This window comes from Pseudoalteromonas sp. T1lg122 (assembly GCF_002964825.1).
In the GTDB taxonomy this organism is placed as follows: Bacteria; Pseudomonadota; Gammaproteobacteria; order Enterobacterales; family Alteromonadaceae; genus Pseudoalteromonas; species Pseudoalteromonas gelatinilytica.
The window spans coordinates 775075-790755 of the sequence record NZ_PQCG01000032.1 but is presented as its reverse complement, the minus strand read 5'-3'; the positions used below and the strand labels follow the sequence as shown (position 1 = coordinate 790755).

Genomic DNA, 15681 nt, shown 5'->3' with positions numbered 1-15681 from the left:
ATTCAAGGAGCGTATTATGAGAACGGCAGTTATCTCACATCCATTTTGTCGTAAACATAAAATGATTGAGGATCACCCCGAATGCCCCGCGCGTTTAGATGTGATCACCGACCGCTTGCTAGCAAGTGGTGTTGATGTGGCAATTACTCACTTACAAGCTCCTAAAGCCAGCCGCGACGATTTTTTACGTGCTCATGATGAATCTTTGGTTAGTCATGTAGAGCAAACAATTCCCGCTGAAGGGCTTGCTGAATTAGACGGCGACACATGGCTGTGCCCAGATTCAATGAAAGCGATTGAACGAGCCGTTGGCGCTGGATTACTCGCCGTTGATGAAATCCTTGATGATAAGCTGGATGCCGCGTTTTGTTCTGTTAGACCACCAGGACATCATGCAAACCGCAGTACCTCTGCAGGATTTTGCGTTTTTAATAACCTAGCCATTGCCGTGAAGTACGCGCAAAGCAAAGGTGTAAAACGCATCGCTATTTTGGACTTTGATGTACACCATGGCAACGGCACACAAGATATCTTTTTAGATGATGACACTGTGTTGTTTTGCTCTTTGTTTCAACACCCGTTTTACCCAAATACCGCCGTTGAAAATAACGCGACGTTAGTGAACTCACCGCTGCCAATTGCCAGTGATGGTAATGACTTAAAAGCTGTTTATCTTGAGCAGTGGTTGCCAAAACTCAATGAATTTAAACCTGAACTATTGTTTATTAGCGCCGGGTTTGATGCTCATCTTGAAGATGACATGGCAAGCTTGAAGTTTGTTGAAGACGATTACGCATGGCTAACCACACAGCTAGCAGAGTTTTGTCAGCAACAAGATTGCAAGGGGATTATCTCTTATCTTGAAGGGGGCTATGCTTTATCAGCCCTTGGTCGCAGTGCCGTTGCGCACATTAAAGCGCTGGTGGATGCCCCTTAATCTACCAGCATCGCAAAGGCTTGCGGTGGTGCAAGCCGAGTAACCTTACTTAAGCAGCACACTCCTTCTTGTGCTAGATATTCTGTCACTCTATTCGCAAGTTCAACGTCACTTAACGCTTTCACGCTTTCTCCCTGCAAGTTGACATACTGCCCTGTTGTTAAAAGCAAGATAGCTTCTTGCTGCTGCTCTTCACTCAAACCATATACAAAGCTTTCTATATCGGCTTCATCTTCTACTAATGCTATTTCATGAGCAGAAAAGATAATCTTAGGAAATGATGAGTGCATTTATTGTCCTGTGTCAAAGTTGCCAAGGTTGAAATGATTATAATTGCCAATTCATGTAAGAACTAGGAAAGTCGACTTATGAATCAACCAAGACGACATCAAAAGGTCAGTGATGTCTTTTCGCAAAAGCTGGTATCGTGTCCTGCGCATACGCCTTTGGTCGATGCGGTGAGGTTGATGCATGTTCACAATGTGACGGCGATTTTTATCAAGCATGAGCAATCCGTGGTTGGGATTTGGACGGAAGCTGATTGTTTGAAAATTGACATCAGTAGCCCGCTTTATAAAAACCTAGCCATTCACGAGGTCATGTCAGCGCCTGTTATTACGGTGCCAAATCAATGCTCAGTCAGTGATGCAACCTTGCGTTTTCAACAGCATGGCATTCGCCATTTATTGGTGATGGATAGCGAGAACCAGCCTGCAGGTATGTTAAACCTTTCAGATATTGTGCATAACCAAGGTTTGGACCACTACCTACAATTTCGGCCTATTCATGAGCAGTATCGCACTGACCTAAAGATAGTTGATGCGCAAACACCGATAGAAGAGGTTGTGCAACTGATGCGGGCAGGCCGCCTTGATAGTGTACTGGTTTATAACCAAGAGCTTGAACTGCACGGTATTATTACTCAGCGTGATATTGTTGAGCTGATCATTCAAACCGAGTGGCTAAATCCTTGTTGGCAATATGCTAGCTACCCGCTCATTGAAATTGATTGTGAAAGCAGTTTATTTGATGCGTATCGCACTATGACAGAGCGTAATGTGCGTCATTTGGTGGTCAGAGATGATGAAATTTGCGGGGTGATTTCATTTGCTGATTTGATCACTGAGATTGAATCAGCTTATTGCTGCGAACTTGAGCGGGCAATTGAGCAGCGTGATATTGCTTTGCAAAAGTCACAACGTAACTTGTTTTTGGCAAATAAAATTATTGATGCTTCACTCGATGGCATCATGCTAACCCGTAAAGACGGCACGATTATTCAAGTTAACCCTGCTTTTACTAAACTGACCGGCTTTGCCGAGCATGAAGTAATTGGTAAGCGCCCCAATATTTTAAGCTCTACAAAACATAGTCGCTCGTTTTATCAAAAAATGTGGCATGCCATTGAATACGAAGGGGTCTGGCAAGGAGAGATCTGCAATTGCAAAAAAGATGGTGAAGAGTATGTTGAGTGGCTCACCATTATTCAAATAAAAGATCCTAACTTTGATGAAGTACTTTATGCGGCAATTTTTAGCGATATTACAGAGCGCAAACGTGCAGAAGAAAAAATTGCCCAGCTCGCCTATTACGATGAGCTAACAGGCCTGCCTAATCGCCGCTTATTTCATGACAGACTCTCAATTGCTCTTAGCACCGCCAAGCGAAACCACGATCTATTAGCGGTGATGTTTATCGACTTAGACCGCTTCAAAGAGGTGAACGACAGCTTAGGGCATGACGCTGGTGATAACTTATTGCAGCAAGTGGCAGAGCGTATTTTATCAATTCTACCTGAAGGGGATACTCTTGCACGCTTAGGTGGCGATGAGTTTGTTCTTCTATGCGAAGTAAATCGGGTTGAAACACTTCTAAACTTTGCCGAGCAAGTCTTGCAGCAAGTGAGTATGCCGCTTGCTATTAACGAGCACGTGGTTGCGATTACAGCCTCTATTGGCGCGGCGGTTTACCCTGATGATGGCGTAGATAGCGCTACACTGCTTAAGCATGCTGATATTGCTATGTACCGTGCTAAGGAGGTGGGCCGTAATTCATTTCAATTATTCAAACCGGCGATGAATGCACGCTCTTTAGAGCGATTGGCTATGATGAGCCGATTACAAAGCGCCATCGAAAGCGATGAGTTTGAGCTTTATTTCCAACCTAAGCAGCAATTAAATTCAGGCAAAATTTTAGGAGTAGAGGCACTGTTACGTTGGCATGAGCCAAACCTTGGAGTGATTTCACCTGCTAAGTTTATCCCTCTTGCTGAAGAGCTAGGCCTAATTGTGAAACTTGATTTATGGGTCATCGAGCAGGCCTGTAAAGAGTTAGAAAAATGGCAGCAACAAGGCATTGAAGCAGGGCGCTTAGCAATTAATATTTCGGCTAATCACTTACGTCAGGGGCAACTAGCATCAAATGTTGAGCGCTTACTTGAGCGTTACAATGTAGACCCACACAAGCTTGAAGTAGAGCTAACTGAAAGCTGTTTTATCAGCCACTTTAGTGAGGCTAAGCAAGAGCTACTCGCGCTTAAAAAACTAGGTGTGCATATTACGTTAGATGACTTTGGAACGGGCTATTCGGCTTTAAGTTACTTAACCAAACTGCCAATTGATACGTTAAAAATAGATGCCAGCTTTATCGCAAAAGTGCCCGATGAATACGGCAATAGTGAAATTGTCACGGCGATTATTAGCCTGGCAAAAAGCTTGAGTATCCATGTTGTCGCAGAAGGGGTAGAGAAGGTAGAGCAGTTAAATTACTTACGTTCACTTAACTGCGATACCATTCAAGGCTATTACTTTTGCCGTCCAATAGCGAAGCAGCAATGGTATGACTTTTATCTTAATACCGAAACAAGTGCTTAAGCTAGGCTAATTTCGTAAGAAGTAAACTTACGAATATTAATGACGCCAGTATCAAAAATTAAGTACTGGCCCTTAATGCCTTTTAAAATACCTGATACTTCTGGTGCTTTATCAAAATTAAAAGAGCTGATTTTGCTTGGGTATTCACTTACTGGGTAGTCTAGCTCAACCACCTCTTCATCGAGCTTTTCAATGGCTGTTGCGCCAAATAGCTCTGCAAGCTCACTCAGCTTAGCATCAATTTGTGGGATCAACTCTCTGGCAGCGGCTTTTAAATCAATCGCTTCAGATTGGCCTTTTAGCATGTTTCGCCAATTGGTTTTATCAGCAATAAACTCGGCTAAGGCAACCTCAACTAAACCCGATTGAAGACGGGTTTGTACTTTGAAGATAGGTAAAGCTTGCGTCGCACCTTGGTCAATCCAGCGTGTAGGAATTTGAGTATGGCGGGTAATACCTACTTTTAGGCCTGAAGTGTTGGCTAAATACACGTAATGCGGGATCATGCAGTTTTCTTCACCCCACTGTGGCTCACGACAGGTGCCCTTATCAAAATGGCACGTTTCAGGTTTCATGATACACATGTCACAGCTAGCCAGTTTACGCATACAAACAAAACAGTGACCTTGAGAGTAGCTTTTCTTGGTTTTCTTACCACAGTTACAGCAAAAAATATTGCCGGTGAAAGTCAGCGTGAGCGGCTTACCAATATAGTCATTTAATGAAACTGCTCATCACCGATAGGTAATTGATATTCGACAGGAGAGGTCAGTGTCGACTTTAATTTTCTGATCGTACCTTGCATCTTTACATGGCCCCTAAAGATGTTAAAAAAGGCAGTGTAACACGGCCTATTTAAATTGTGAGGCAATAAAGCTTAGATACTCATTAATCGGCACCGCTTTGCTGTAATAATAGCCTTGCCCTTGATCTGCGCCCATCTTGATCAGCATTTTTTCTGTTTCTTGGTCTTCAATGCCTTCGATGGTGATATTCATATCAAGGTTATGGGCCATATCAATGGCCGTTTTTACTACCACTTGGTTGGTGGTGTTATTCACTAAATCCAGAATAAAGCTCTTATCGACTTTAATCGTGCTAAATGAATAATTTACCAAGTAGTTTAACGACGAGTAACCAGTACCAAAATCATCGAGTACCACCTTGCTACCGAGTTTATTAAGTTCGCTGATAAAGCTAACCATTTCATCATGGTTTTTTATAAGCGCAAACTCAGTTAACTCAAACTTTAACTGACTCGCAGTAATGCCATGTTTTAAAATGGTGTTTTCGACCTTTTCGACAAGCTTAGGGATCGCGAGATTCTTGGCACTTAAATTAACGCTAATGGTATGGTCGCGATAGCCTTGTCGATTAAGCTGGGCAGCGGCTAGGCAAGCCTGATCAATCACCCATAAGCTCAACTCGTTAATTAAACCAGTACGTTCAGCCAATAAAATGAGTTGCTCAATATCCAGGTATTTCCCTGCTGTAGGCCAGCGTAACAATGCCTCTGCGCCACAGATAGCACCGCTGCGTAAATTGATAATGGGCTGTAAGTAAATGGCTAAGGTATTGCTTCGCATTGCTTGTTGTAACTCGGCGGCAAGGCTGACATCCATATCGATATGCGGTGTGTTAAAGTCGATGTTTTGCTGCTTTTGTGACAGACCTAAGTAGCCACGTTGTAGCCAAATATCAAAGCCATCATCACTCACCGGTTCGGTAATGCTATGGCGGTAGTAAAGCTGCAGGTCTAAGCCTGCCACTTTATATTGCTTAGGCAGCTGTTTGCATAAGTTGCTAAGTTCTTGGTGTAGCTCTGCTTGTGATTGAATTTTGGTAGAAATAAAAGCCAGTACACCATTGCCTAAGTCAGCTATTTTTGGACTGTTATCTAACGCCGATTCTAAATTAATAAATTGCCTATTCTTATTAATTTGGTGCTCTAGCGATTGGGCAACAGTGATAATTATTTGGCTGCTTTGGCTTGGCTTTAGAATACTCATTAGGGCATTAAATTGCTCGATTTTCACTAAGCAAAGGTTAGCAAGTCTTTGCTCCGAGGTAATTGCCATATAGGCTTGTTTGAGCATTGCTTGGTTAAGTAGCTCAGTCTGTTGAGTATGGGTTGCATGATACAGCGCTTTTTCACGTTGATAACGAACGCGGTCTGCCAGCGCCATTGCCATGAGCACAATCTCACAGAGAATGGCGACTAAAAATATGTGCCTCACGGCAAAGCTGTAGGGAATAAAGCCTGTAAGTTCTAACGGCTGAATGGCTGCGCCTACAATCAGTGGCACCCACGACATGACATAAAACTTTGCCCACCGAAAACCGCTCACCAACTTTTTGTAAATCATGCAAATACATAAAATGTATAACGGCACCATGATGGCAAAAAAGATTTTTGAAGAATGGTATTCCAGCATAAAAAAGCTGATAAGACTGAGACTAAACAGCAGGGCTAAAAAGCTGATACTGAGCTTGTATAGGCGACAATTATCTTTATGGTAGCGTAAGAACATGGTGCAGAACGCGACGGTGAAAAATGCAATCGCATAGTTACTGAAGACCACTTGCTCATTAAAAAAGATTTGCCACGATAACGGCCATAAATAAAAACCAAAGCCGAGCACTGAGCCCATAAGTAGCAGTGCTGAGATGATGTAGCCTATATAAATAAGGTAGACGCGGTCACGGATCCCTAAAAATAATACCAAGTTATACAGAGCTGCCATGATCAGCACACCAATGAAGATCCCCCAAATTCCTGATTGCGAACGTAGTAGGTCTTGAAACTCTTTTTCACCATAAATATTAATAGGTGTTTTGCTAATCCCAACTGTATCTATTTTTATAATGAGGGATGTTTGTTCATAGCCCTGCATTGTAAGCATGCTGTGCGGTGTACTGTACTGAAACAAACTAAGACCAGATACTTTATCACCCAACTCGGTTGTATCTATAAGCTGCCCCTTATCATCAACATGATAAACGCTAAGGTAATCAACCATAGGGTTATCAAAGTGAATTGCCAGCTCCACAGGTTTTGCTTGGCGGTTTTCTAAATCAAGCTTTAACCAATAATCTTGCGCCGCTAAATCCCATTCAACATCTTTAAAAGGGCGATGTTTAAGCTTGTCTGGCTCTGCTAAAAACTGCTCGAGAGTCAGCGCTTTACTGGTATCAATTCGATACGCCGTATTACTGTAGATGGGGGCTGTTTTATCTATGGTGTAGCGGGTAGGGCTGGCTAAATGTGCAGCTAGGGTAGCAATGATAAAAAACAAAATTGTCAGAATAAGAAATGAAACAAAGTTATATTTCAGTGCTTTATTATTCAAAATTAGTTCTTTATCTAGGTAAATGTTCTTAACAGTGTAGCATTAAAAAAGCGCAGATAAACTGCGCTTTTTTCAGAATTAGACTGGTTTGACCTTAATTCTGTTCGCGAGCAATAGCACGGTAAGCGATATCAGTACGATATTCCATGCCTTCCCAGCTGATTTGATCAACCAGTTTATAAGCACGTTGCTGCGCTTCAGTTACTGTGTTGCCAAGTGCCGTAGCACACAGTACACGACCGCCAGCTGTTACTACGTTGTCGCCGTCTTGCTTAGTCCCTGCGTGGAATACTTTCTCACCTTCAGGGTAAGTAACTTGCAAGCCATTGATAGTGTCACCTTTCGGGTAGCTATCTGGGTAGCCTTTAGCTGCTAATACAACACCGACTGCTGCACGTGGGTCGAACTCGATTGCTGTTTTATCTAGTTCTTCACGGTTAGCCGCTTCGATAAGTTCAACAAGATCAGACTTAAGACGAAGCATCATAGGTTGTGTTTCAGGGTCGCCAAAACGACAGTTGTATTCGATTACTTTTGGCGTGCCATCAGCGGTGATCATTAAACCTGCGTATAAGAAACCAGTGTAAGGGTGGCCTTCTTTTGCCATGCCTTCAACCGTTGGGTAGATCACTTCGTTCATAATACGTTGGTGAATTTCATCAGTCACTACTGGTGCCGGTGAGTATGCACCCATGCCGCCAGTGTTTGGACCTTGGTCACCATTGTAAGCGCGTTTGTGGTCTTGGCTGGTTGCAAATGGCAGTACGTTCTTGCCATCAACCATCACGATGAAAGAAGCTTCTTCACCTTCTAAGAACTCTTCGATAACTACACGGCTACCCGCTTCACCGAAGCTGTTGCCTGCAAGCATATCGCGGATAGCTTCTTCAGCTTCAAGCTCTGTCATCGCAACGATAACGCCTTTACCAGCTGCTAAGCCATCAGCTTTAACAACAATTGGCGCACCTTTTTCTTTTAGGTAAGCCAGTGCAGGGTCGATTTGTTCAAACGTTTGGTAATCAGCTGTTGGAATGTCGTGACGTGCTAAGAAGTCTTTAGTGAATGACTTCGAGCCTTCTAGCTGTGCAGCACCTGCTGTTGGGCCAAAGATAGCTAGACCGTTTTCACGGAATGTATCAACTACACCTAAAACAAGCGGTACTTCTGGACCAACAATGGTTAATTCAACGTTGTTTTCTTTAGCAAAAGTAACTAAACCTGCTAGGTCTTCAACATTGATAGCAACGTTTTCTAGTTTTGGCTCAAGTGCAGTACCTGCGTTACCTGGTGCGACGAAAACGGTGTTTACTTTAGTATTTTGTGCAGCCTTAAACGCAAGAGCGTGTTCGCGGCCGCCACTGCCGATGACAAGTACATTCATGGCGTATAATCCTATTTATAGCGGTTTTTTAAACTTCAGCGTCATACGATCACTTTCACCAATTGCTTTATACTTCGCGGCATCTTGCTCGCCTAAACGAAGGCTTGGTGGTAGTGTCCACACCCCTTTAGGGTGATCTGCTGTATCAAGTGGGTTTGCATTAATGTCACTGCTTGCCACCAGTTCAAAGCCAGCTTGCTTTGCAATATCAACTACATAGCTTTGCTTCATATAACCTGATGATTTCTGATCTTCATCACTGCGCGCTTCAGGTAGGCGGTGTTCAACCACACCTAAAGTGCCGCCAGGTTTAAGTGCTTTATAAAATGCTTTAAACGCACTTAACGCGCCTTCTTTATCTTTACCCATGTACCAGTTGTGTACATTTCTAAATGTTAAGACAAGATCTGCGCTACCCGCTGGTGCAATATCAAGATGCGTCACTGGCGCAAACTCAGTCAGTTTTACTTCACTGAAGCGTGCGTCATCGCTCATCTTTTTCTTAAAACCAGCTAATGAACGTTGGTAATAACCCACGTCAGAATCAGCAGGGAAATGTGCCGCGTAGTAAACACCATGGCCTTTAACAGCCGGTGCAAGGATTTCACTGTACCAACCACCGCCCGGTGCAATTTCAACAACGGTCATGCTTGGCTTGAAGCCAAAGAACTCAAGTGTCTCAACTGGATGGCGATATTGATCACGTGCGCTATTTTTAGCATCACGTTCGCTTGATTGCACGGCTTGTGTAAGCGCTGATTCATGGCCATGGCTTAAAGCCTGTGCTGATGTCAGTGCGAGGCCTGCAACAAGTAACGACTTAACGGCAAATTTCATCATCTGTTCCTTCATTATATGGGTAATTATTATTATTAATCAGAATACGTGAATTTGTGGCAAACAAAAAGGGTTAAGCTATTTGCTTAACCCTTTATGTGATTAGTGGCGGAAATGGCGCATACCTGTAAATACCATTGCCATACCAGCTTCGTCAGCTGCAGCGATAACTTCTTCATCGCGCATTGAACCACCTGGTTGAATAACAGCGGTGATGCCAGCTTCTGCAGCTGCATCAATACCGTCACGGAATGGGAAGAATGCATCCGATGCCATAACTGAACCTTTTACTTCAAGGTTTTCGTCAGCGGCTTTGATACCTGCAATTTTAGCTGAGTAAACGCGGCTCATTTGACCTGCGCCTACACCAATCGTCATACCATCACGTGCATAAACAATCGCGTTAGACTTAACGAATTTAGCTACTTTCCAGCAGAATAATAAATCTTTTAATTCTTGCTCAGTTGGTTGACGCTTAGATACAACTTTAAGGTCGCCTTGCGTTACCATGCCTAGGTCGCGGTCTTGAACTAGAATACCGCCATTAACACGCTTGATGTCGTGACCTGTTGCATTACCCGTCCATTCACCACATTCTAATAAACGAACGTTTTGCTTAGCAGATACGATTTGTGCAGCTGCTTCAGATACTTTAGGTGCAATGATAACTTCAACGAATTGACGAGAAACAATTGCTTCAGCTGTGTCTGCATCAAGCTCTTTGTTGAATGCGATGATGCCACCAAATGCTGATGTAGGGTCAGTTTTGAATGCACGATCATAGGCTTCAAGAATGTTGTCACCAATTGACACACCACAAGGGTTCGCATGTTTTACGATAACACACGCTGGTACGTCGAATTCTTTTACACACTCTAATGCTGCGTCAGTGTCAGCAATGTTGTTGTAAGAAAGAGCTTTACCTTGCAGTTGAACCGCAGTCGCAACAGATGCTTCAGTTAAGTCGTTTTCAACATAAAAAGCAGCGTCTTGGTGTGAGTTCTCACCGTAGCGCATATCTTGCTTTTTAGTGAACTGCATGTTGATAGTGCGTGGGAATTTAGTCTCTTCAGCAGCTTCTTCTGTGTAGTCAGGAACCATTTTGCCGAAGTAGTTTGCAATCATGCCATCGTACTGAGCTGTGTGCTCGTAAGCTGCGATAGCTAGATCAAAACGTGTTTTATACGTTGTTGAGCCGTTGTTGCTTTGCATTTCGCTGATTACACGGTCGTAATCTTTTGCATTTACCACGATAGTCACGTCTTTATGGTTTTTCGCCGCAGCGCGAACCATAGTTGGGCCACCGATATCAATGTTTTCAATCGCATCTTCTAGGCTGCAGTCTTCTTTCGCAACAGTGTTTGCGAAGGGGTATAAGTTAACTACAACGATATCGATAGCAGAGATGTTATTCTCGCTCATTACGTCTTCATCTTGACCGCGACGCGCTAGGATGCCGCCGTGAATTTTAGGATGAAGTGTTTTTACGCGACCATCCATGATCTCAGGGTGACCAGTATGGTCAGATACTTCAGTGACTTTGATGCCGTTATCAGCAAGTAATTTGCAAGTACCGCCAGTTGATAAAATATCCACGCCTTGTGCTTCAAGAGCGCGAGCAAATTCAACGATACCGGTTTTATCTGACACACTTAATAGTGCGCGACGAATTGGACGATGTGTATCCATTGTAGTTTTGATTACCTCAATGTTTGAGCTAGCTTAGAAAGGCGGTATTTTAACTGAATATGCTTTAAAAAACGACGTTTAAAGCGTGAGGATTTTGCATAGTTTTTAACAGCTATAAAAAAAGCACCCTAAGGTGCTTTTTTCAATAACTTATTACCAGTTACTATGAAGCTGTAAGCAATTATAACGATAGTTCGTTAAACTGGTTACTGTTCCAATATAACGGGTATTAGTTCATGCCGTATTTTTTAAGCTTTTTACGTAAAGTACCACGGTTGATACCTAGTAAGATTGCAGCACGAGTTTGGTTACCACGTGTGTACGTCATTACTTCTTCAAGTAATGGTGCTTCTAGCTCAGAAAGAACAAGGTCGTACACGTCTTGTACGTCTTGACCATTAAGTTGCTTTAAGTAGTGATGAACAGCTTTTTTCACTGCATCACGCAACGGCTGTGGTTTCTCGTGTGACTGTACATGAGGGTTTGTGATAAATGGAGAAGTCACGTTTTGTTCGAACATCGTTATATGTCTCTTTCTTTCTTAGTTAGCTGCTAGTGTTTTAAAGTATTCTTCTAATGCGTCGACTTGTGCCTGTGGGTTATCTAACGCATTAAATACTCGCCTAAACTGACCGTCACTGTCATGGGTTTGCAAATACCAAGATACATGCTTTCGAGCGATACGCGCTCCCATTGGCTCCCCGTAAAACTGATGAAGATTGTCTAAATGCTCCATCAAAATGCTACGCACCTCTGCAATTTCAGGTGCTGGCAAATGTTCCCCAGTTCGCAAATAGTGGTCTATCTCCCTAAAAATCCAAGGGCGACCTTGGGCGGCTCGACCAATCATAATGGCATCTGCACCCGTATAATCCAAAACCTGCTTTGCTTTTTCTGGTGAAGTAATATCACCATTGGCAACTACAGGGATAGACACTGAACGTTTTATTTCCCTAATCGTGGCGTATTCTGCTTCACCTTTATACATACATGCGCGCGTTCGCCCATGTACCGCCAGTGAGGCAATGCCATAACGTTCAGCAATTCTCGCAATCTCGACACCATTACGGTTATCCTGATCCCATCCAGTACGGATTTTTAAAGTGACAGGGACATCAACAGCGTTTACAACGGCATCGAGTATCTCTTGTACTAATTCAGGAAACTGTAATAAGGCAGAGCCTGCGAGTTTCTTATTCACTTTTTTAGCAGGGCACCCCATATTAATATCTATGATCTGTGCACCATTGCTGACATTGAATTGTGCTGCCTGCGCCATAAGCTCAGGATCGGCTCCGGCGATTTGCACCGAGCGAATTCCCGACTCACCGCTGTGATCCATACGGTTCATCGATTTTTCGGTTTTCCATACTTTCGGGTTTGACGAGAGCATTTCAGAAACAGCTAGGCCTGCACCTAAGCGACGGCAAAGTTGTCTAAATGGTCTGTCTGTAATGCCTGCCATTGGCGCGACAATTACGTTGTTCTCAAGTTGGTATGAACCGATACGCACGTTATTCAATAGGCCTCTTTTCAAGGGGCGCTAAGTTTACGGTTTTTTTTGCAAAAATCAAAGGCTATAAATTGAACAAAAGTGACTTTTTTTTGCCCTTTTTGTATTGACATTTGATAACAGTTTGACGGAAAGGTTGATTTGTTTGATATTTGAACAAAAATATTTTTGCTGTTGGAAAAGTGAGAATCTACTAACTGTAAAAATAAGGTAAAGCCTGTTAAATACTGGCTTTACCTATTAGATTAGAGTAAATACTCTTTAGCTGTTAAGCGTGCTTAGTACCACTGACTCGGGTCCATTCACCTTCAACTGCAATCTCATCAAGCGCTAAAAATGGCGCATAAACGTCGGCTACAGACTGAGCTTGTTCTTCTAAAATACCCGACATGGCAATTTTACCATTCGGTTTTAAAAGACCTAAGATCACTTCATGTAGTTCGCGAAGCGGTTGCGCAAGAATATTCGCCACGACAATATCAGCTGTAAACTCAGGCTGATCTTCTGGTAAATAGACTTCTAGTTTATCTGCAACGCCATTACGCTGCGCGTTATCTCGGCTAGCTTCAAGAGCTTGAGGATCAATATCGATACCAATCATACGCTCAGCGCCTAGTTTGATCGCTGCTATTCCTAAAATACCCGAGCCACAACCAAAGTCGACCACGGTTTTACCTGTTAAATCTTGGCTTTCTAGCCATTTTAAACAAAGTGCAGTCGTTGCATGGGTACCGGTGCCAAAAGCAAGGCCCGGATCAAGCAATACATTTACAGCATTAGGATCGGGAATATCACGCCAGCTTGGGCAGATCCATAAGCGCTCACCGAATTGAATTGGGTGGAAGTTATCCATCCATTCACGTTCCCAATCTTTATCTTCTAGCTGTTCAATTTTATAAACAAGCTGATCGGCAAGTGTTGCTTCAGCTTTGAGTGTCTCTACAACGCTGTCCATATCGTGGTTTGCGTCATAAAGGCCAATCACAGTGGTATCAGCCCATAGTTGAACTGTACCAAGCTTTGGCTCATAAATTGGGGTATCTTTGGCGTCAACATAGGTTACTGACGCACTGCCAGTGTCCATTAATAAGTCGCTGATTAATTCTGCGTTGTCAGCGTTTGCATTGATGCGAATTTGGATCCAAGCCATGAATATCTCTCGAATAGAAAAAAGGCCGCAACAGCGGCCTTTTAGTTAATAACGCGATACTAAATTACTTAGCATCTAAGAAGCTTTTCAGTAAGTCAGAACGAGAAGGGTGACGTAATTTACGTAACGCTTTCGCTTCGATTTGACGAATACGCTCACGTGTTACGTCAAACTGTTTACCTACTTCTTCTAATGTATGGTCAGTGTTCATATCGATACCGAAACGCATACGTAATACTTTAGCTTCACGGGCTGTTAAGCCTGCTAATACGTCGTTTGTAGCGCCACGTAATGATTCCATTGTTGCAGAATCAATAGGTGAGTCGATAGTGGTATCTTCAATGAAGTCACCTAAGTGCGAATCTTCATCATCACCGATTGGTGTTTCCATTGAAATTGGCTCTTTTGCGATTTTAAGTACCTTACGGATCTTGTCTTCAGGCATTAACATACGCTCAGCTAATTCTTCTGGGCTCGGCTCACGACCCATCTCTTGTAGCATTTGACGAGAGATACGGTTTAACTTGTTGATCGTCTCAATCATGTGCACAGGAATACGGATGGTACGTGCTTGGTCAGCAATCGAACGCGTGATTGCTTGACGGATCCACCATGTCGCATAAGTTGAGAACTTATAACCACGGCGGTATTCGAACTTATCAACCGCTTTCATTAGACCAATGTTACCCTCTTGGATAAGGTCTAAGAATTGTAAACCACGGTTGGTGTATTTTTTCGCAATCGAAATTACAAGACGTAAGTTCGCTTCAACCATTTCTTTTTTCGCACGACGAGCTTTCGCTTCACCGATACTCATACGACGGTTGATGTCTTTAATACGCTCGATGCTAAGACCTGTGCTTTCTTCAATTGCACATAACTTATTAATACAACGAATGATCTCTGGCTTAACTTCTTCAAGTGCTACTGAGTATTTCTCGTTTGCAGCAATTTCAAGGTCAATCCAGCTTGAATCTGTTTCGTTGTTAGCAAAATGCTTGATGAAGTTCTTTTTCGGTAACTTCGCAATTTGTACAGCTTGCTTCATGATGATACGTTCTTGAACGCGAACGCGGTCCATCATATCGCGCATGTTGTTTACCATGCGGTCAAACTGTTTTGGCACTAATTTAAATGTTTTAAATAGTTCGCCGATTTCTGCAATAGCTGCTAGTGAATCAGGGTGTGAGCGACCTTTCTCTTCGAATGTATCACGTGCTTTATTATAAAGGTTACGTAAGTTTTCAAAGTGAATGCGGGCTTCTTCAGGATCAGGGCCTGTATCGCCGTCGCCATCACCGTCACTATCATCATCGCCATCTTCATCTTCGTCTTCGTCATCAGCTTCGTCGTCTTCGTCGTCAAGCTGTTCTTCGTTTAACTCTGAACCGATATGAGTAGCAGAAATTTGTGATTCGTCTTCATTATTAGGATCAAAGAAACCTGAAATAATGTCGCTTAAGCGCATTTCTTCAGCTTCAAATTTGTCCCATTGCTCTAGTAGATAAGTGATTGCTTCTGGGTATTCAGCAACAGAAATCTGTACTTGGTTAATACCTTCCTCAATACGTTTAGCGATTACGATTTCGCCTTCACGTGTAAGAAGTTCAACAGTACCCATTTCACGCATATACATACGGACAGGGTCAGTTGTTCGACCGATCTCTTTTTCTACAGTCGCAAGTGCAGCGGCCGCGGCTTCTGCTGCGTCTTCGTCTGTCGTTGTTTCTTGCATCATTAATTCATCAGCATCAGGTGCGCTTTCGCTTACCTGGATACCCATGTCATTAATCATGCTAATGATATCTTCTACCTGATCTGAGTCGATAATGTCTTGTGGAAGGTGATCATTAACTTCTGCAAAAGTTAAATAACCTTGCTCTTTACCTTTTTGAATCAGAAGCTTTAATTGTGACTGAGGAGTTGGATCCATAGAGATTTATTCTTCCAC

Annotated in this window: 11 protein-coding genes and 1 pseudogene; 2 read left to right on the top strand and 10 right to left on the bottom strand. The window is 43.0% G+C overall.

What is annotated here, in order from left to right; genetic code table 11:
- Nucleotides 1-16: 16 nt before the first annotated feature.
- Entirely contained in the window at nucleotides 17-937 is a 921-nt protein-coding gene (locus tag C2M33_RS15995) for a histone deacetylase family protein (protein WP_063703013.1), read from the top strand.
- On the opposite strand, the gene C2M33_RS15990 is transcribed toward C2M33_RS15995, so the two are convergent.
- Nucleotides 934-1227: a hypothetical protein gene (locus C2M33_RS15990; protein ID WP_063703015.1), complete on the bottom strand. Its 294-nt coding sequence runs from the start codon at nucleotides 1225-1227 to the stop codon at nucleotides 934-936. The two genes, C2M33_RS15995 and C2M33_RS15990, sit on opposite strands and share 4 nt — an antisense overlap.
- Nucleotides 1228-1305: 78 nt before the next feature.
- Between C2M33_RS15990 and C2M33_RS15985 the strand changes: the two genes are divergently transcribed.
- Nucleotides 1306-3810, top strand: coding sequence for an EAL domain-containing protein (locus C2M33_RS15985; protein ID WP_063703017.1), 2505 nt, complete (start codon nucleotides 1306-1308; stop codon nucleotides 3808-3810).
- Here C2M33_RS15985 and C2M33_RS15980 read toward each other — a convergent pair.
- The 9 genes and pseudogenes from C2M33_RS15980 to rpoD all read right to left on the bottom strand — a co-directional run bounded on the left by C2M33_RS15980 (nucleotide 3807) and on the right by rpoD (nucleotide 15663).
- Nucleotides 3807-4615: pseudogene (locus C2M33_RS15980) on the bottom strand (DUF2797 domain-containing protein). The gene C2M33_RS15985 and the pseudogene C2M33_RS15980 sit on opposite strands and share 4 nt — an antisense overlap.
- Nucleotides 4616-4661: 46 nt before the next feature.
- A complete protein-coding gene (locus C2M33_RS15975) occupies nucleotides 4662-7160 on the bottom strand; it encodes an EAL domain-containing protein (protein WP_063703021.1) in 2499 nt (832 codons plus the stop codon).
- Between the two features lie 94 nt (nucleotides 7161-7254).
- Complete coding sequence (purD, locus tag C2M33_RS15970; RefSeq protein WP_063703023.1) at nucleotides 7255-8541, bottom strand: phosphoribosylamine--glycine ligase; 1287 nt, start codon at nucleotides 8539-8541, stop codon at nucleotides 7255-7257.
- 15 nt (nucleotides 8542-8556) lie between these two features.
- On the bottom strand, nucleotides 8557-9378 hold the full coding sequence (locus tag C2M33_RS15965; RefSeq protein WP_063703025.1) for a class I SAM-dependent methyltransferase: 822 nt from the start codon (nucleotides 9376-9378) through the stop codon (nucleotides 8557-8559).
- A 102-nt stretch (nucleotides 9379-9480) separates the two neighbouring features.
- Nucleotides 9481-11067 (bottom strand): bifunctional phosphoribosylaminoimidazolecarboxamide formyltransferase/IMP cyclohydrolase, encoded by a 1587-nt coding sequence (purH, locus tag C2M33_RS15960; RefSeq protein WP_063703027.1) that lies wholly within the window; start codon nucleotides 11065-11067, stop codon nucleotides 9481-9483.
- A 229-nt stretch (nucleotides 11068-11296) separates the two neighbouring features.
- On the bottom strand, nucleotides 11297-11587 hold the full coding sequence (gene fis / locus C2M33_RS15955; RefSeq protein WP_002957804.1) for a DNA-binding transcriptional regulator Fis: 291 nt from the start codon (nucleotides 11585-11587) through the stop codon (nucleotides 11297-11299).
- 21 nt (nucleotides 11588-11608) lie between these two features.
- Complete coding sequence (gene dusB / locus C2M33_RS15950) at nucleotides 11609-12580, bottom strand: tRNA dihydrouridine synthase DusB (RefSeq protein ID WP_171038310.1); 972 nt, start codon at nucleotides 12578-12580, stop codon at nucleotides 11609-11611.
- A 268-nt stretch (nucleotides 12581-12848) separates the two neighbouring features.
- Nucleotides 12849-13730: a 50S ribosomal protein L11 methyltransferase gene (gene prmA / locus C2M33_RS15945; protein ID WP_063703032.1), complete on the bottom strand. Its 882-nt coding sequence runs from the start codon at nucleotides 13728-13730 to the stop codon at nucleotides 12849-12851.
- A 64-nt stretch (nucleotides 13731-13794) separates the two neighbouring features.
- A complete protein-coding gene (rpoD, locus tag C2M33_RS15940) occupies nucleotides 13795-15663 on the bottom strand; it encodes an RNA polymerase sigma factor RpoD (RefSeq protein ID WP_063703034.1) in 1869 nt (622 codons plus the stop codon).
- Nucleotides 15664-15681: the final 18 nt, after the last annotated feature.

What these genes read in the sequence shown, in the direction of transcription:
- C2M33_RS15995 (WP_063703013.1), top strand. Translation starts at nt 17, where the DNA reads ATGAGAACGGCAGTTATCTCACATCCATTTTGTCGTAAACATAAAATG.
- C2M33_RS15990 (WP_063703015.1), bottom strand. Translation starts at nt 1,227, where the DNA reads ATGCACTCATCATTTCCTAAGATTATCTTTTCTGCTCATGAAATAGCA.
- C2M33_RS15985 (WP_063703017.1), top strand. Translation starts at nt 1,306, where the DNA reads ATGAATCAACCAAGACGACATCAAAAGGTCAGTGATGTCTTTTCGCAA.
- purD (WP_063703023.1), bottom strand. Translation starts at nt 8,541, where the DNA reads ATGAATGTACTTGTCATCGGCAGTGGCGGCCGCGAACACGCTCTTGCG.
- C2M33_RS15965 (WP_063703025.1), bottom strand. Translation starts at nt 9,378, where the DNA reads ATGAAATTTGCCGTTAAGTCGTTACTTGTTGCAGGCCTCGCACTGACA.
- purH (WP_063703027.1), bottom strand. Translation starts at nt 11,067, where the DNA reads ATGGATACACATCGTCCAATTCGTCGCGCACTATTAAGTGTGTCAGAT.
- fis (WP_002957804.1), bottom strand. Translation starts at nt 11,587, where the DNA reads ATGTTCGAACAAAACGTGACTTCTCCATTTATCACAAACCCTCATGTA.
- prmA (WP_063703032.1), bottom strand. Translation starts at nt 13,730, where the DNA reads ATGGCTTGGATCCAAATTCGCATCAATGCAAACGCTGACAACGCAGAA.
- rpoD (WP_063703034.1), bottom strand. Translation starts at nt 15,663, where the DNA reads ATGGATCCAACTCCTCAGTCACAATTAAAGCTTCTGATTCAAAAAGGT.